Source organism: Rahnella bruchi (assembly GCF_003614975.1).
Taxonomy (GTDB): Bacteria; Pseudomonadota; Gammaproteobacteria; order Enterobacterales; family Enterobacteriaceae; genus Rahnella; species Rahnella bruchi.
Genome location: NZ_QZWI01000019.1, coordinates 35,201 through 52,960 on the forward strand (window position 1 = coordinate 35,201; position 17,760 = coordinate 52,960).

General features: G+C 52.4%; 15 protein-coding genes. 3 read left to right on the forward strand and 12 right to left on the reverse strand.

Going from position 1 to position 17,760, the window contains the following annotated elements; translation table 11 throughout:
- The first annotated feature begins 20 nt into the window (after positions 1-20).
- A complete protein-coding gene (locus D5398_RS22385; RefSeq protein WP_425272774.1) occupies positions 21-1,739 on the forward strand; it encodes a ShlB/FhaC/HecB family hemolysin secretion/activation protein in 1,719 nt (572 codons plus the stop codon).
- Between the two features lie 62 nt (positions 1,740-1,801).
- On the opposite strand, the gene trpS is transcribed toward D5398_RS22385, so the two are convergent.
- The 11 genes from trpS to pilM form a co-directional block, all read right to left on the reverse strand.
- The gene (trpS, locus tag D5398_RS22390; protein WP_112288630.1) at positions 1,802-2,818 is read right to left on the reverse strand and encodes a tryptophan--tRNA ligase; all 1,017 of its coding nucleotides are present in this window, start codon (positions 2,816-2,818) and stop codon (positions 1,802-1,804) included.
- A 1-nt stretch (position 2,819) separates the two neighbouring features.
- A complete protein-coding gene (locus tag D5398_RS22395) occupies positions 2,820-3,518 on the reverse strand; it encodes a phosphoglycolate phosphatase (RefSeq protein WP_120509589.1) in 699 nt (232 codons plus the stop codon).
- Positions 3,511-4,188 (reverse strand): ribulose-phosphate 3-epimerase, encoded by a 678-nt coding sequence (gene rpe, locus D5398_RS22400; RefSeq protein ID WP_120133941.1) that lies wholly within the window; start codon positions 4,186-4,188, stop codon positions 3,511-3,513. Before rpe ends, D5398_RS22395 begins: the two co-directional genes overlap by 8 nt.
- A 49-nt stretch (positions 4,189-4,237) precedes the next feature.
- Positions 4,238-5,050, reverse strand: coding sequence for an adenine-specific DNA-methyltransferase (dam, locus tag D5398_RS22405; protein WP_120509590.1), 813 nt, complete (start codon positions 5,048-5,050; stop codon positions 4,238-4,240).
- A gap of 80 nt (positions 5,051-5,130) precedes the next feature.
- Positions 5,131-6,186 (reverse strand): SPOR domain-containing protein, encoded by a 1,056-nt coding sequence (locus D5398_RS22410; RefSeq protein WP_120509591.1) that lies wholly within the window; start codon positions 6,184-6,186, stop codon positions 5,131-5,133.
- 127 nt (positions 6,187-6,313) lie between these two features.
- A complete protein-coding gene (gene aroB, locus D5398_RS22415; RefSeq protein WP_120509592.1) occupies positions 6,314-7,396 on the reverse strand; it encodes a 3-dehydroquinate synthase in 1,083 nt (360 codons plus the stop codon).
- A gap of 57 nt (positions 7,397-7,453) precedes the next feature.
- Positions 7,454-7,975: a shikimate kinase AroK gene (aroK, locus tag D5398_RS22420; protein ID WP_014333540.1), complete on the reverse strand. Its 522-nt coding sequence runs from the start codon at positions 7,973-7,975 to the stop codon at positions 7,454-7,456.
- Positions 7,976-8,323: 348 nt separating this feature from the next.
- On the reverse strand, positions 8,324-9,583 hold the full coding sequence (hofQ, locus tag D5398_RS22425) for a DNA uptake porin HofQ (protein WP_120509593.1): 1,260 nt from the start codon (positions 9,581-9,583) through the stop codon (positions 8,324-8,326).
- Positions 9,583-10,440 (reverse strand): pilus assembly protein PilO, encoded by an 858-nt coding sequence (locus D5398_RS22430; RefSeq protein ID WP_120509594.1) that lies wholly within the window; start codon positions 10,438-10,440, stop codon positions 9,583-9,585. The genes hofQ and D5398_RS22430 overlap by 1 nt, the downstream gene beginning before the upstream one ends.
- Positions 10,437-11,000 carry a PilN domain-containing protein gene (locus D5398_RS22435; protein ID WP_120509595.1) on the reverse strand — a complete coding sequence of 188 codons (564 nt, stop codon included), beginning with the start codon at positions 10,998-11,000 and terminating at the stop codon, positions 10,437-10,439. Before D5398_RS22435 ends, D5398_RS22430 begins: the two co-directional genes overlap by 4 nt.
- On the reverse strand, positions 11,000-11,833 hold the full coding sequence (gene pilM, locus D5398_RS22440) for a pilus assembly protein PilM (protein WP_120509596.1): 834 nt from the start codon (positions 11,831-11,833) through the stop codon (positions 11,000-11,002). The genes D5398_RS22435 and pilM overlap by 1 nt, the downstream gene beginning before the upstream one ends.
- Positions 11,834-11,954: 121 nt before the next feature.
- On the opposite strand from pilM, the gene mrcA reads away from it, so the two are divergent.
- Complete coding sequence (gene mrcA, locus D5398_RS22445) at positions 11,955-14,510, forward strand: peptidoglycan glycosyltransferase/peptidoglycan DD-transpeptidase MrcA (RefSeq protein WP_120509597.1); 2,556 nt, start codon at positions 11,955-11,957, stop codon at positions 14,508-14,510.
- A gap of 74 nt (positions 14,511-14,584) precedes the next feature.
- On the opposite strand, the gene nudE is transcribed toward mrcA, so the two are convergent.
- Positions 14,585-15,142 (reverse strand): ADP compounds hydrolase NudE, encoded by a 558-nt coding sequence (gene nudE / locus D5398_RS22450; RefSeq protein ID WP_120509598.1) that lies wholly within the window; start codon positions 15,140-15,142, stop codon positions 14,585-14,587.
- A gap of 442 nt (positions 15,143-15,584) precedes the next feature.
- Between nudE and D5398_RS22455 the strand changes: the two genes are divergently transcribed.
- Positions 15,585-17,726 (forward strand): intracellular growth attenuator family protein, encoded by a 2,142-nt coding sequence (locus D5398_RS22455; protein ID WP_208646053.1) that lies wholly within the window; start codon positions 15,585-15,587, stop codon positions 17,724-17,726.
- Positions 17,727-17,760 lie beyond the last annotated feature (34 nt).

Genomic DNA, 17,760 nt, shown 5'->3' on the forward strand with positions numbered 1-17,760 from the left:
TTGCCTGTGCGTTCAAAGGAATGTTTATGAGAATAAAATCCTGCATAGTGGCTTTATTGGGTTCTGCCATTGGTTACAGTTCGGCAGATATGTTTCCTACCCTGATCGACCCGAATAACCCGGCCAAACTGGCTGAGCCCATTTCACAGCCTCCGGCCAAATCACAAAAAATCAATCTTCCCCCTCAAAAAGCAACGCCAGGCCTGACTCCTCAGACACTGGTTGATGTAAAACACATTCAGTTTGTCGGCGGGACTCAATATCCGCTGGACTCTCTGGCCGCGCCCTTCGCCCCCTTTATCGGTAAGAAGGTACCGGTGTCGTCGTTGCTGGCAGCGACGGATTCCATCACGCAGCGCTATCATCGCGACGGATTTATCCTCTCCTATGCCTACATTCCGGCGGATAATTTCAAAGACGGCGTGCTGAAAATTGGTCTGGTCGAGGGGTACATTTCCGGCACCCAAATCCACAGCGACAATCAGCAGGTCGGCCGCTGGCTGAGCAAATTATCGCAACACATCATGGCGGAGAAACCGCTGACCCAGGACACCTTCGAGCGCTATACCCTGCTTATGGAGCGCACTCCCGATACAAAAATCAGCGCCTCAGCTAAAAACCCGGACAACATTTATGGCGCAACCACCCTGAATGTCGACGCCACACGCCCGCGAAACTGGAATATTGCCACCGCCGTTGACACCCGCAAGGGCGACAGCTCTGCGGTGGTTAACGCCACGCTTAGCGGCCTGAGCACCTACGGCGAACAACTGGGTATTGCGACGTTAATTCCGCTGGAAAGTGATACCCGCAAAACCTATGCCGGTCTGAACTATCAGCAATATCTCGGCGACGACGGTTTGCTGATGCAACTCAAAGGCAGCTATTACCAGCAAAAAGATAAGGATTACAACACTATTCTCTTTCTGCCCAACGGCATCACCGTGGGCTCACAGGATAAGCAAACCCAATATAACGGTGGCGTGGTATTCAGCTATCCGTTGCAGCTGACGCGCAAAAAACAGTGGACGGTCAGCGGCGGTCTGGATTATCTCGACAAAAAATATGAGTACGATTTACTGGCAAGACTCGGCGATCAGAAACTGCAATTACCCCAGGTAAGCCAGCGGATACGTTATCCTGCGGCAGAACTTTCCCTGACCGGATATCGTGAATACGATCAGGCGTACTGGAATACCACGTTCAACGTTCGTCAGGGGATCGACGGACTGGGCGCAACCAATTCGACACCCAACGCCGATCTGACCTTTACCCGCTGGAAATTTAATGGCGACTCGGCCTATCTGTTTGATAAAAAATGGCGGCTCAGTGCGTCGGTTGAAGGTGACTGGTCGGATAATGACTTACCGGAGCCGGAGCGGGTGAACTTTGGTGCCCTGCATTACGGACGCGGCTATCCGGACAGCGACGCGCAGGGTGATTATGGCGTCGGCGGGCAGGTGGAAATGCGCTATATCCATAGTCTGGAACAGGGAGTCTGGCTGAAAACTATTCAGCCGTACGCGGTAGTGGATGCGGCGCATACCGGTTTCAATCAGCAGGGGTTACCGAAGCAGAATCTGTCGTCATATGCCATCGGTGTAATGTTTGGTGATAACCGCCATTACACGTTATCTGTGGAAGCCGCGCGACCGATTGGCGACGCGCCGCTCGACAGTTCATCCCGCGACTGGCGTTATAATGCAACCTTCACCTACAACTTCAGTGCCGGATCCTGACGCCCTGAAAATAAAAAACCACGTCCAGAGACGTGGTTTTTAGGTTTGGTACCGGACCAGAATTATTCGTAGCTGACGAAACCGATAGCTTCATAGGCTTTCTTCAGCGTTACGCTGGCACGGGCGCGGGCTTTCTCTGCACCCTCTTTCATCACCTGTTGCAGATAAGCTTCGTCACTGCGGAAGCGGTTAAAACGCTCCTGCACTTCGGTCAGCATCCCTGAAACCGCTTCGGCCACAGCGCCTTTCAGATGACCATACATCTGGCCTTCGAATTCCGCCTCAAGCTCAGGAATCGCTTTGCCGGTGACACCGGAAAGAATATCCAGCAGGTTAGAAACGCCTGGCTTGTTCTTAATGTCATAACGGATGACGGGTGGCTCTTCGGAATCCGTCATCGCGCTTTTGATTTTCTTAGTCACCGCTTTCGGATCTTCCAGCAGGCCGATAACGTTTTTACGGTTATCATCAGACTTGGACATCTTCTTGGTCGGTTCCTGTAGGGACATCACGCGGGCACCAGACTTCGGAATGAACGGCTCAGGCACGGTAAACACATCGCCATACAGCGCGTTGAAACGGGCAGCGATATCGCGGCTCAGTTCCAGATGTTGTTTCTGGTCTTCACCGACCGGCACCTGATTGGTCTGGTACAGCAGAATATCGGCCGCCATCAGCACCGGATAATCGAACAGACCGGCAGTGATGCTTTCGCTGTTGGAGGTCTCATAGCGGGCAGACTTGTCTTTAAACTGCGTCATACGACCCAGCTCACCGAAATAGGTGTAGCAGTTCAGCGCCCAGCTCAGCTGGCTATGTTCAGGAACATGAGACTGCACGAAGATGGTACTTTTCTTCGGATCAATGCCGACCGCCAGATACAGCGCCAGCGTGTCGAGCGTCGCTTTGCGCAATTTTTCCGGATCCTGGCGCACGGTGATCGCGTGCAAATCGACGATGCAGTAAATGCATTCGTAATCGTCCTGCATTTTGACCCATTGACGCAGCGCACCCATGTAGTTGCCAATGGTCAATTCGCCGGAGGGCTGTGCGCCACTAAATACGATGGGTTTACTCATTTTATGCTTCCTGATCTTTTAAAGATGACAGCCCTAATGCGGGCAAAAGGTCGGCGAAATGGTCCAGCACGCGATCGGGTTTGGTCAGCGCGATAGTTTCACCATAGTTATAACCATAGGTCATGCCAACACACGGGCAGCCTGCGGCCTGTGCAGCATGAATATCATTGCGGGAATCGCCCACGAACACCATTTCACTGGCACGCAGACCCAGCAACGCTAACGTCATATAGACCGGCGCCGGATGCGGTTTTTTCGCCACGACATCGTCGCCGCCAATCACTACGGTGAAATAGCTGTCGATGCCCAGCGATTGCAGTAAAGGCGCGATGAAAGGCGTGGGTTTATTAGTCACCAGCCCCATAGGTATTCCGGCTGCGGCCAGAGCGGCCAGCGTCTCTTTCACCTGCGGGTATAAACGGCTGCCACCTGCGGCGGTATCGGCGTAATAGTGATCGAATTTATCGCGCACTTTCTGCAGAAATTCAGGCGACAAATCGCCTTCGGCCCATCTCACGGCGCGCTCAACCATGATATCCGCGCCGTTGCCAATCCAGGTGCTCAGGCGCTCAACGCCAGCAGCAGGCAGGCTGAAATCTTGCAGCGCCCGATCCATCGCTTGCGAAAGACCTGGCGCGCTGTCAACCAGCGTACCGTCGAGATCAAACCCTAAACCGAGGGCTTTCAGCGGCTCAGTCATGAGTGGCCTTAGCCAGCTCGCTGCGCATGTGGTCGATAACGGTACGGTAATCAGGCTGATTGAAGATGGCAGAACCGGCCACGAACATATCTGCACCCGCTGCAGCGATTTCGCCGATATTTTCGGCCTTCACACCACCGTCAACTTCCAGACGAATGTCATAACCGCTGGCATCAATGATTTTGCGAACCTGACGCAGTTTATCGAGCGTGCCTGGAATAAACGACTGACCGCCAAAGCCAGGGTTAACCGACATCAGCAGGATCACATCAAGTTTATCCATCACGTAATCGAGATAGCTCAGCGAAGTGGCAGGGTTAAACACCAGACCGGCCTTACAGCCGTGGCTTTTAATCAGTTGCAGCGAACGATCAACATGCTCAGAGGCTTCCGGATGGAAGGTGATGTAAGTGGCACCGGCCTCGGCAAAATCCGGGATGATGCGATCAACCGGTTTAACCATCAGATGAACATCGATCGGTGCAGTAATACCGTAGTTGCGCAGCGCTTTCAGCACCGCCGGTCCCATCGTCAGATTGGGTACGTAGTGGTTATCCATCACATCAAAATGGACAACATCTCCGCCAGCTTCCAGTGCTTTGGCCGTGTCCTCACCCAGACGGGCAAAATCAGCCGACAGAATGGACGGTGCAATCAAAAACTGTTTCATCCGCTTCTCCAAACGATAGGGTTATCGGTGGATTACCGCTGAACGGCAATCACCGGTAGAGCGCTAAAAGTTCATTCACCATGCTGCGTTTTGCAGCTTTACTGCTGATAGTACGCCGCGCCGAAACACGGTGCAGGTCTGCCTCTGCGTACCATTCCAGCGTTTGTGGTGTTTCGTGGTTGGAAATCAGCACCGGCACATCATTCTCATGGGAAAGCTGATACGCCAGCCGCGCCAGATTGCGCTGATCATCCATACTAAAACTGTTGGTGTGGTAAGCCGTAAAGTTTGCGGTCGCAGAAAGCGGGGCATACGGAGGGTCGCAATACACCACCGAGCCAACCTGCGCTTTCAGCAAAGTGTCCTGATAATGCTCACACACAAACACTGCATTTTTCGCTTTTTCAGCAAACCAGTGGAGCTCATCTTCCGGGAAATATGGCTTTTTATAACGGCCAAAAGGCACGTTAAATGCCCCACTGAGATTGTAACGGCACAGGCCGTTATAACAATGGCGGTTGAGATAGAGGAAAAGCACGGAACGACGATAAGGGTCGCTGCTGGCATTAAACTCAGCCCTCAGGACGTAAAAACGCTCTGATTCATTAAACTCTGGCGTGAAAAGCACACGGGCATCACGCACAAATTCCGCAGTGCGTGTCTTCACAATGTTGTAGAGGTTAATCAGGTCGTTGTTGATGTCCGCCAGAATATAAGCGTCATACTCGGTATTCAAAAATACCGAACCCGCGCCAACAAAAGGCTCAATCAGGCAATCTCCCGTCGGAAGATGACGTTTGATGTCATCAATCAACGGGTATTTGCCGCCAGCCCACTTCAAAAACGCGCGGTTCTTCTTCATGCCGTCAGTTAGCTACTTATACAATTCACAGCCGCGGATTGTATCCTGTTTTTAGACAGCAAATCGCGTTGAGATCAGTTTCATTTTTTCAGGTCTTGCTGTACCTGATGTACAGGTTTGACCCACGGTTTTTTCGCCTGAACTTCCGCAGGCAAGCTGGAAATGGCACGTTTGGCTTCTGCAGAAGAAGCATAGTTACCACTGACCAGCACAAACCACGGCTTCCCGTCGCGGGCTGTCTGATAGACCAGATAATTCTTCAGACCTTGCTGTTTAGCAAAAGCGTTCAGCGAGTTTGACTGAGATGCACCGCTTAATTGCAGAGTAAAGTGGGTGCTCGGCGCAGTTTTGATGGCCGATGCACTGCCGGAAGACGCGACAGAAGTTGACGCCGCCGGAGCTGATGCTGCCGATGATTTGGAAGCCTGCGGTTTCGCTGCATGTGCAGTGGAGTTCGTCGCAGCAGGTTTATGCTCTGCCGGTTTCGCCGTGTGCGCAGTCTGCGGATTACGAACGACCGGAGCCGGACGACTATGCGAGACAGATGGCTGAGAACCCGCCGGTGCCTGAGTGCGGGCAGAACCGTTAACGGTCGCCGGCGCCGTTGGCAAAGAAGTCAGTGACTGCGCAGCAGGATTCGTACCGCCCTGCGCGGCATTATCGACCTGATTTTGCTGGGAAGATAATGCATCACTCATATCGCCAGGCAAATCCACACGCTCTTTCGCCTGACCGTTATCCGGAACTGGCTGGGCTTCTGTTGGTGTGGAGGAAACCGGCGGTAAACCGATACTCTTCGGTTGCTGGCCATCAGCAGGCTGCTGACCATTAACGGCCTGTGCCGTATTAGCCTGAGCTTGTGCAGAAGGCTGAGCAGGTGCTGCAGCATCGTTACCGGCAAGATTAATGTCTTTCGGTCCGTTGTTCTGCTGGGCTGGTTGATTGGATGTTGGCGACTTCATGGCAGAGCCGATGCCGACAATCAGCAATACCAGCACCACAATACCGATGCCGATCATCACGTACTGGCGGGATACAGCAACTTTTGGAATGGAAGGAGACGGTTTGCGGGCGCGCGGCGGGCGGCGATCGCTGGTGTCTGGCTTGAGATCGTCTTCCGGTGTTAAATCATCCATCTAAAACCTCCAACCCGGCTAAAAGCCTTAACTGGCTTTACGCGGAGCAACTATCCTGACTAAAAATAAAGCTTTGCTGGGCATTGGTGAAATCGGTCGTTATCTGGCCAAAATGATGGCCGCAGTCTTAACGGCAATCTTCAATCGAAGCCAGCACCATTTCATGTGATACGCCGGAGCGTACTTCAGACTGACCAATAGCTTTTGGCAAAACCAGACGCAGCTCACCAGCCAGCACTTTCTTATCACGCATCATGTGCGGCAGATAAGACGGTGCGTCCATCACTTCGGGACCGGTCACTGGTAAACCTGCGCGAGTCAGCAAGGCTTTCACCCTGGCAATGTCGCCCGGACTGAATTGCCCCAGACGATGAGCTGTATAACAGGCCATCATCATCCCGGCCGCCACAGCTTCGCCATGCAACCAGTTGCCATAACCCATTTCTGCTTCAATAGCATGGCCGTAAGTATGGCCCAGATTCAGCAAGGCGCGCAGTCCGTTTTCACGTTCATCGGCCGCCACAACCTCAGCTTTCAGCTCGCAGCAACGACGGATGCAGTAAGCCAGCGCGTTCATATCCAGCGCCAGTAAAGCTTCCATGTTGTCTTCAAGCCAGATAAAGAAGTCGGCATCTAAAATAATGCCGTATTTGATGACTTCCGCGAGACCCGATGACATTTCACGGGCAGGCAGAGTTCTGAGACAGTCGAGATCAACCACCACCGACGCAGGTTGATAAAACGCGCCGATCATGTTTTTCCCGAGGGGATGGTTTACCGCTGTTTTACCGCCAACAGAGGAATCGACCTGAGAAAGCAGCGTGGTTGGCACCTGAACAAAGCGCACACCACGTTGATAACTGGCTGCGGCGAAGCCGGTTAAATCACCGACAACGCCGCCGCCAAGGGCGACAAGCGTGGTATCACGTCCGTGCGGCTTTTCAAGCAGCGCGGAGAACACGTCATTTAGAACAGCCAGGGATTTGTATTGTTCACCATCAGGCAAAATCACCTGATCAACACGAACGCCTGCCTGCTCCAGCACTGAACGGATTGCATCCAGATAGAGAGGGGCGAGGGTTTCATTGGTCACTATCATGACCTGATCGCCTGCCTTTACCGGCATAAAAGAAGCCGGATCGTGGAACAATCCGGCAGCAATCGTAATGGGGTAGCTACGTTCCCCTAACGTTACGGTAATCCTCTCCATGTCGTGCTCTGTGACCTTCTTTAACTGACACCCTCAGGCAATGATGGACACCAATAATCAGTTACTTTCCAGCATGTTAATAATCTGGTTAGCAACAACTTTGGCACTTTGATCATCGGTACGAATAGTGACGTCGGCAATCTCTTCATACAAAGGATTGCGCTCTCTCGCCAGTGCTTCAAGCACTTCACGTGGCGGAGCACTCACTTGTAATAATGGACGTTTTTTGTCGCGTTGTGTACGCGCCAGTTGTTTTTCGATGGTAGTTTCAAGATAGACGACAACGCCACGCGCTGACAAACGGTTACGGGTTTCACGTGATTTCACGGAACCGCCACCTGTCGCCAGAACAATGCCTTGTTTTTCGGTCAGTTCGTTGATCACTTTTTCTTCGCGGTCGCGGAATCCGTCTTCGCCTTCTAAATCAAATACCCAGCCCACATCAGCCCCGGTACGTCGCTCAATTTCGTGATCGGAGTCGAAAAACTCCATATTGAGTTGCTGAGCTAACTGTCGACCAATAGTGCTTTTGCCGGCACCCATAGGCCCAACCAGAAAGATATTGCGTTTCTCTGCCATGTTTTTCGGTATTACTAAGACAATTCGTTGATGATAACCCGCCCCGCCAATCAAATTAGCGGCGGGACCTAAACTGAAACCTCATGAGCGATATAGTGCGAGATCAGAAAAAAATTATCTCAACACTCTTGGTAGTTTGGCAACCGAATAAATCACTTTGCACGCCGCAGGAGGGAAACCGTACGTTTTTATCGGCGTGTCTGTCGTAATAAAAAGATCACGGTGCTCAATTCGGTAACCCTTGTAAGCTAAATCGACGGCAGCGTCAAACGCAGAAGCCTCTTGCGACACAAAAAGTTGCATGCGCTCAATGTTATTGTGCAATTTACGTTAAGTCAGAATACCCGCCTACTGCGTATGGATTAGGGTCGGAGTGATGAAAATTACCAACTCACGCCGCTGTTCATTTGTGTACTGGTGTTTAAACAAGGAACCGACCACCGGAATATCACCCAGCACCGGCACTTTGGTGTCAGTTTTTTGATTTTTACGCTGGAATATCCCGCCGAGCACAATCGTTTCTCCGTCCTTCACCGTCACCTGAGTTTTAATTTCCTGCTTGTCGATAGCCAGCGCCTCGCCTTCTGACTGTTTGATACTTCTTCCCGGCATATTCTGGCTTATCTGTAACGCCATCTGGATACGCCCGTCACGTAAGATTTTCGGCGTTACTTCCATTCCGAGCACCGCTTCTTTGAATTCAATCGACGTGCTACCACTGGCTCCGCTCGAAACCTGATAAGGAATTTCGGTCCCCTGCTTGATACTGGCCGTTTGCATATGGGCCGTCATCAGTCGCGGGCTGGCGATAATATCCACCTTGTCTTCCTGCTCAAGAGCGGTCAGTTCAAGATCCAGGATCCGACCGCTGATGTGCGCCAGATTAAAGCCCGCCGTGAATATCGGGTTTTCTACCGGCATCCCCATACTGAAATTGTTCAGGCGTACAGCTTTCGTGATCGGCTCATCACCGTTAAACCCCCATTGCACGCCCAACTCCCGCAGGCTTTCGCTGTTCATCGTCACGATATGCGCCGCCAGTTGTACCTGCTGCAACGGAAAATCCATTTCTTTTACCCATGGCGCAACAGCGTCTAACGCCTCCTGCGTGTCGCGTAATAACAAGGTATTGGTGCGGGTATCGGCTGAAGCATTGCCTTTCACCGAGAGCAAAGTCCCTTTCTGAGCATTCAGGCTCTGTGCAGTCTCTTTGGCATCTGCATACTGGAGCGGCACGGTCATGCTCATGATCGGGCTGTTCAGCGCCAGTTGTTCGGCTGCATCTTCCCTCTGCTGTCGCTGAATCAGCGGATCAACGACCGGAGACACCAGTAAAACATTGCCCTGCAACTCGCTGGTGAGATGATTCATTTTCAGGATGATATCGAGCGCCTGCTGCCACGGAACCTCTTTGAGCCTGACGCTGATTTGCCCTTCCACTCCCGGAGCAGTGACCAGATTAAGTTGCCGCGAATCCGCCAGTGCCTGCAAAACCATTCCGACGGGCGATGACGGAAACTCAAGAGAAATAAGCGCAGGGGCGGCCTTCAGCGGGCTGAGGTACAGACAAAGCAGAGCAAGAGCCCCTTTCATATTGATGTATTTCATTATTTTCCTTTCCATGGAGAATCGTTTTGCTTTCCTAAACGAAGTGTCTGACGCTGCAAACCGCACCGTGGTTCGATGAGACTGAGTTCTGCCTGCGAGGCGTTCAGTGTGTCGACTGTCCATGCGGGCGCTCCAATCTGATTACCAGCCTCGACTTTTGTCCAGTGACCATCAGGTGAAAGCAGCCAGCCAGATTGCCTGCCATCCGCCTGCGAGATGCCGCTCAGGATCCATTCAGACATCGCAGAAACGCCAAGACACGCTGAGGGAGCCAGGGGTGAGAACGGATCACGCGCGATCACCGCAACGGGGGAGGTAAAAGCAAATTCTCCTGCACGGGTCGTTTGTGTTAGCAGAACCGAGGCTTTTAAACCTGATGCAGTCATCCTGACCTCCGGCTCACTGAACGCAGGATGCTCCGGACGTTGCAGCAAGGCATAAAGAAAACGTGTGAGACCGGCAAACGTCAGCTGCAAATCCAGGGTTCCTTGTTCCTCTGTTTTTGCCTGTAACGCAGGCGACCAGCGAAGCAACTCTGCTCCGGCGTCTTTCAGCGGCTGAGCAAATTGTTGCGATAACGGCAAATTTTCCTGCACAAGTACTGCGTTACTTTGCAATTGCTGCCTGAGAACGCCCAGCGGAGGTAAACGCAGTAAAACCCTCTGCGACTGAAAAACGGTACGTTGTGCGACCCCAATCGCCTGCTTCAGTGCCTCCTGTTGCTGCCACAATCCGCGAAGTCCGGATAAATAAAGCAACAGCATCAGAACCAGCATACTGGCGATCAGAGACAGCACCTTTTGCCAGGCCGGTTTCTCCATCAGCGGCCCGAGGCGGTCGGACAAAAGCATCATCATGGTGCTTTCCCCTGTGCCGTCGCCGGAGGGATAAACTGAAACTGTGTTTTCATCACGAAGCTCAGTATCTGGTCGGACTGCTGCTGAACATCTGAAAGACTGACCTTGCCAAGTAACCCGCTGGTGGCCAGTACGTCCCGGAAAGACAAAATATCGTGATAAAACCTCCCTTCTCCCTTTAACGTCAGCGCTTCCTGATGTTCTGTTATTTCAGTCAATCGCACGTCTTCCGGGATCTGCGCAGCCACTAATTCCAGTAACCGGAGATAATCCTGGCTCCGCTTCAGCTGCTGAAAAGCAGCCTGCTCCTGCGCCTTCAGAGTTTTTACCTGTGCCGCAGCCGCGTTCACCTCTTGCTTCTGACGCGATAACACCTGAACAGAAGCATTCAGTGCCGACAAATGCAGTTGCAGCAGTGCCCTTTCCTGAACGAGCAAGGCAGTAAGCATCAGAAAAGCGATCGTCATGGCAGCAGGAAAAAAGACAAATATTTTTAGCCAGTAACGGCTCCGGCGTTGCAGGCGGAGTCTGCGCCATGGCAATAAATTCACCTGCAGCATTAGTGATCGTCCTGTCGCAGTGCCAGCCCGACTGCGGGCGCAAAATCACCTGGGTTTGCGGGCAGTGGCGCGGATAGCTGCGCAAAGGCGCTCAGCGGTGACCAGCACTGCATCGCCGGAGGCGGCGGTGTTCCGCTGAAAAAACATTCGCTGTGACATAGTGCCGCCGCACGATATTGCAGACGGATGCGTTCTGACAGTGACGCGTCTTCAGGTGTGGCCTCGGACAAACCAAACTGAAATGGCAAACTGTGTGGCGAGGCCCAGAGGAATCCGTCATCAAGCGGATGGACCAGCAGCGCATCACCGGGAAGACCGGCAGCAAACGCCGCCACCTGAAGTGCGCAGGGAGTCAACTCAATAGCATCCGGATAAAGCCGCGCCTGCGACAGACATTCCATCCACTGCTGGATTTCCTGTTGTCTGGCCGCCGTGACCACTACCTGATTGTCGCCGTGAGGATCTGCGCGGTAGTCCATCACCAGATGTTCCATGCCCAGCGGAAACGTTTTAGCCGCATGAGCAAAGACAAACGCGCTGCGGGCAGGTTCACGTAAACGGATATCCGGCGCCGCCATCCGTTGCTGCATAATTCGTTGTGCGGGAAGGGTAATTCGCAGAGAAAATGTCGTCGGGAGCATTTTTCGCCAGCACGATAAAATGGCGATCAGCGGCGCGGTCTCATGTAGTATCCCCTCCCGCAATGTGAAAGAAGGCAGCGGATGCTGCCACCAGTGACGTAATTGCCAGCCATTTCGCCGCCGCTGAACGGCGATCGCTCGGGCAAAACCGGCTTGAATATCCAGACCTACCTGCCATGCTTGTAGTCGCATTTTCGCCCAATCTCCATATCGTCAGGTAAATAAAAGAACGTATCCATGTTGCTGGCTTGCCTTTATACTACCGCGCGGTTGTTTATAAACTGCCCAATTGACACTTAATGGGAATTCTCAGGTGAAGTTCGTAAAGTATTTATTGATTCTTGCAGTGTGTTGCATTTTGCTGGGAGCCGCCTCGATATTCGGTTTGTATAAATATATCGAGCCTCAGTTACCCGATGTGGCCACGCTTAAAGACGTGCGTCTGCAAACCCCTATGCAGGTTTTCAGTGCTGATGGCGACCTGATCGCCCAATACGGCGAAAAACGTCGTATCCCGCTGAAACTCGACCAGATCCCACCGGAGATGGTACATGCGTTTATTGCGACTGAAGACAGTCGTTTCTATGAGCATCACGGCGTGGATCCTATCGGTATTTTCCGTGCGGCTTCCGTTGCGCTGGTGTCCGGGCACGCCTCACAGGGCGCGAGTACCATTACTCAGCAGCTGGCCCGTAACTTTTTCTTAAGCCCTGAACGCACGCTGACCCGTAAAATTAAGGAAGCGTTTTTGGCCATCCGCATCGAACAGATGATGTCCAAAGATGAAATCCTCGAGCTGTATCTCAACAAGATTTATCTCGGTTACCGTGCCTATGGCGTGGGTGCCGCTGCACAGGTTTATTTCGGTAAAGATGTCAGCCAGCTGACGCTGAGTGAAATGGCGGTGATTGCCGGTTTGCCCAAAGCGCCGTCAACCTTTAACCCGTTGTATTCCCATGACCGTTCGTTAGCACGCCGTAACACTGTGCTGGCCCGTATGCTCGATGAGAAATACATCACGCAGGCACAGTACGACCAGGCCCGCGCCGAGCCGCTGGTGGCGAATTACCACGCTCCGCGCATTGAGTTCTCTGCACCGTATCTGACAGAAATGGTGCGTCAGGAAATGGTGAAACGTTACGGCGATAACGCTTATAACGATGGTTACAAGGTTTACACCACCATTACCAAGAAAACTCAGCTGGCAGCGCAGGAAGCCTTGCGTACCAACGTCCTCAATTACGATATGCGTCACGGCTACCGCGGTCCGTCCAACGAACTGTGGAAAGTAGGCGAACCGGCCTGGGATCAGGACAAAATTGTTCAGTCGCTGAAAACACTGCCAGTCTATGGTCCGCTGTTCCCTGCGGTGATCACCGCAACGGATGACGCGCAGGCGACCGCGACCATGTCTAACCGAGCAGTGATCAGTCTGCCGTTCAGCGGCATGCGCTGGGCACGCCCTTATCGCAACGACAATGCTCAGGGTTCGACGCCGAAAAAAGTGTCTGATGTGGTACGTCCTGGTCAGCAGATCTGGGTGCGTAAAGTGGGCGATGTCTGGTGGCTTGCGCAGGTTCCGGACGTCAACTCAGCTATCGTTTCACTTAATCCAAACGACGGTGCGGTGGAAGCGTTGGTCGGCGGTTTTGACTTCAACCAGAGCAAATTCAATCGTGCTAATCAGGCGGTTCGTCAGCTCGGTTCAAACATCAAACCGTTCCTGTATACCGCAGCAATGGACAAAGGCCTGACGCTGGCGACCATTCTCAATGACATGCCTATTACCCGCTGGGATGCCGGTGCCGGTACAGACTGGCGTCCGAAGAACTCACCACCAACGTATTACGGCCCGATCCGCTTACGTCGGGGTCTGGGTGAGTCTAAGAACGTGGTGATGGTGCGTGCAATGCGTGCGATGGGTGTGGATTACGCGGCAGAATATCTGCAACGTTTCGGCTTCCCGGCTTCTAACATTGTGCATTCCGAATCTCTGGCGCTGGGTTCAGCTTCTTTCACCCCATTACAGGTTGTGCGTGGTTACGCCACGCTGACTAACGGCGGTTATCTGGTTGACCCGTATTTCATCACCAAAATTGTGGATGAGTCCGGTCAGGTTCAGTTTGAAGCGAAACCTAAAATTGCCTGCCGCAGCTGTAATATTCCGGTGATTTACGGCGATACTCAAAAATCTGCCGTGCTGTCAGATGACAACGTAGAAAACGTTGCAACATCGACCAGCAGCAACAATACCAGCGTTCCGACTCCGCAACTGGAGCAGGTACCGCCTAACTCACCTCAGGTTGATGCCGCGCAGCAATACGCGCCGCACGTGATCAGCACTCCGCTTTCGTTCCTGATAAGCGATGCACTGAACTCCAACATCTTCGGTGAACCAGGCTGGATGGGCACCGGCTGGCGTGCGGGGCGTGACCTCAAACGCCACGACATAGGCGGCAAAACCGGTACAACCAACAGTTCGAAAGATGCGTGGTTCTCAGGTTATGGCCCGAATGTGGTGACCTCAGTCTGGATTGGTTTTGACGATCACCGCCGGGATCTGGGCCGTTCAACGGCTTCAGGCGTGATCCCTGATCAGATTTCCGGTGCAGAAGGCGGCGCGAAAAGTGCTCAGCCAGCCTGGGATGATTACATGAAAGCCGTGCTGGACGGTGTGCCGGAACAGCCACAAACGCCGCCACCAGGCGTTGTAACCGTCACTATCGATAAGAGTACCGGTAAGTTGTCTGACGGCGGCGGTAACAGTCGTCCGGAATACTTCATCGACGGGACTCAGCCGACAGAACATGCCGTGCATGAAGTCGGGACAACCATCATGGATAACGGTCAGGAACACGAACTGTTCTGATTCATAAGCTGTAAAGCAAAAAGCCGGTCTGCATCAAGCATGACCGGCTTTTTTAATGGTGTGTTATCAGAGGTTCAGCGCGCGTTGCGCGTCAGAAAATCATGCGCAAGGAACAATGCGCTGACGTTACGGGCTTCGCAAAAGTCAGGGTGTTGCAGCAATTCCATCATTCGTGAAATCGGCCAGCGAGTTTGTGGCAACGGCTCCGGTTCATCGCCTTCCAGACTTTTCAGGTAAAGATCTTTGGCAATGACGATATTCATGCGGCTGGAAAAATAGGAAGGTGCCATCGTCAGTTTGGCCAGCACATCAAAATGTCGGGCGCCAAAGCCAACTTCTTCCATTAATTCGCGGTTAGCCGCCTCCAGAATGCTCTCGCCCGGATCAATCAGCCCTTTGGGAAAACCCAGTTCATAGCTTTCGATGCCAACAGCATATTCCTGGATTAACACCAGCTCATCATCAATGACAGGAATAATCATCACCGCTTCACGATCGGTTGGCCGCATACGTTCGTAAACACGCTCGGCCCCGTTGCTGAAAGTCAGATCAACGGATTCGATGGTAAATAAACGCGAACGGGCAACGGTTTCCACCTTGGTGATTTTCGGTTTTTGCAGGTGTTGTGTCATTTCATCCCCAACTTATTATTCACCTGACCAGAGGTGTTCTAATGGGTTCGTTTTTCTGTTTAAAGACCGCTATCAGTGAGCATTGTGCGTTATTGAGAACCAGAATCGCAATCTTTACTGCAAACCGGTTCTGCCCGCACTCATTTTTTGCACAAAAAGTCCCTAAAAAATCAGCAAAAAAAGCGTAAAAAGCACCCGAACACTCACGGTGGTCACATTTTTGCTTTAACAAAAACTCTGACACATCAAAATAGGATTATACCGATACCAGACAGTTCTTAAATGCAGGTATCCTCTACCGTGGTATTTTTGTGCATAATATTCAGCCAAAGAATAATAAAATTCCTACCTAAAGGGCACTCGCGCGCAGAATGTACATTCCATTTATGTATAATACTTTCACAGAGTTGACGTAAGTCACCCACGTCTGAACGGGGATCGGATGAGCACAGTAGTCGTGACATTGGTGTTGTTGTGTATCGCAATCATTGCCACAGCGTCTTATTTTTGGCTTGTATTGCGCCGCCGCCAACGCGACGAATCTGTCGTGCGTTTTTCCGCACCGAGCCAGCGCAAGCTTTCACAAAAAGAACGCGATGCCGTAGAACGTTATCTGCGTCAGCATGAAGGCCTCGGGCAGACGCCGATCACCCACCGTAATAATCTGATTATCCTGCAAGATAAACTGACGCTGACCACTAAAAGCGAAAACGTTTACAGCCTGAAACGCGCGATCACCCGCTATGGCGTGGCGAGCGAAGATCCAAACAAATGGCGCTACTTCCTTGATGCGACCGAAATTCATCTGCCGCCTTTCTGGGAGCAGTACATTGCGCAGGAAAACGAAGTTGAGCTGATCAAAACCCAGACCCTGCCGCTGGTGATATCCCTCAACGGCCATACTCTGGCCGATCATGTCTATGAAGGGCCGGTGCCGGTTTCGGCAGTGATACCTTCTCAGCCGCAAAACGCATCCATCCGGCATGAAGAAAGTGAACATATTGAACTGGTCAAAGTGCGCAGCGAAACCCGCGAGGAACGCGCCCTGACCCGTTCGAACGGCGTCAAAGAAGCATTGGCCGTTTCCGGTATTCTCCTGTTGTTGTTCATTACGTTGCAAAGTCCGGTGATATTTCTCCCGTGGATCCTGATGATTGCCGCAGCGCTGGCGGGCTGGGTTATCTGGCGGGTGGTGTCTGAGCGTTTTGGTAAAAACCGTAAAGAAATTCATTGCCTGCGGGGTTTGCCTAAACGCTGGGGATTGTTTGGCGAATCCAAGCAAGGTGATATCAGCAATATTTCCCTTGGCGCTATCGACCTGATTTATCCGTCACACTGGCAACCCTATATTGGCCGTGATCTGGGTCAGCCGACTGATGTCGAAGTGTATATGAACAGCCAGGTTGTCCGTCAGGGCGGCATTTTGTCATTGCATGATGAGGTCAAAAAATTCCCGCTTCAGCTTTGGGGCAAAAATCTGGTGCTGGCCACCAGCGCGTTCCTTCTGCTGCTGGCATTACTGGTTTATGTTCCTCTGGGCCTGCCGCTGAAGCTCAGCATCGCCTGGCTTCAGGGCGCGCAAAGTACCCAGGTTAACAGCGTTCAGGATCTGGAAAAGACCACGCTTCGCGTCGGTGATACTCTGAAAGTTCAGGGGACAGGCATGTGTTATGTGCCGCCGTCAGCCACCCGTACAACCTCCGGTTATATGCCTTTCGATTGTTCAGCAATCTACTGGAATAACGCCACGCCGCTGCCTGTTCCCCAGTCAGAAATCATTGAAGCGGCTACGGCGTTGCAAACTACTGTTAATAATCAGATGCATCCCGGTGAAAGCCCGGAGCAAAACATCAACCCGCAACTGGCTACCGCGATTGAGAAATCCGGCATGATCCTGCTGGATGACTTTGCAGATATCGTCCTGAAAACAGAAGCGTTGTGCGGGAACAGCAATGATTGCGTTCGACTGAAAAACGCGCTGGTGAATCTCGGGAATTCAAGTAACTGGAACTCGCTGGTCAAGCGAGCAAAAGCAGGTTCATTACAGGGCATCAACGTGCTGCTGCGCCCGGTAAGTGCGCAGTCGCTGAGTGAACTGGTGAATAACGCCACCTCGTCGTTCTTCATGCAGGAAACACGTCGTGCGGCTGACAGCCTAAACAGCCCCCCACCGGGAGGTTTCTTAATCAGCAACGATGAAGGCCGCGATTTAATTGAGATGCCGGTGCCACCGGTCGGGTTGTACGCCAATCCGCCGCAGGATCAGTGGAAGCAGCTGCAACATTTATCCACCCTGCTGCTTCACACCCCGTTCAGTGCGCAGGGTGTGATCACCAGCATCAGCGTTGATGCCAACGGAACCCGCCATATTTCATTGCACAGCGAACCCGACATCTCCACGCTGTGGCGTTATCTGGGCACCAGCTTACTGCTGTTCCTGTTATTCGGCATTTTGCTGGTGAACAGCGTGTTGTTTATCCGCCGCTTCGTAAAAGATAAGCGTCGTATTGATGATATCCAGCAACACTACAATTCGTGTTTTCATCCAACGCTCACGCCTGTGATGCCTCACATTCCTGGCTGAAAACCACTGGGTGGCTCTGCGCCACCCAGTGAGA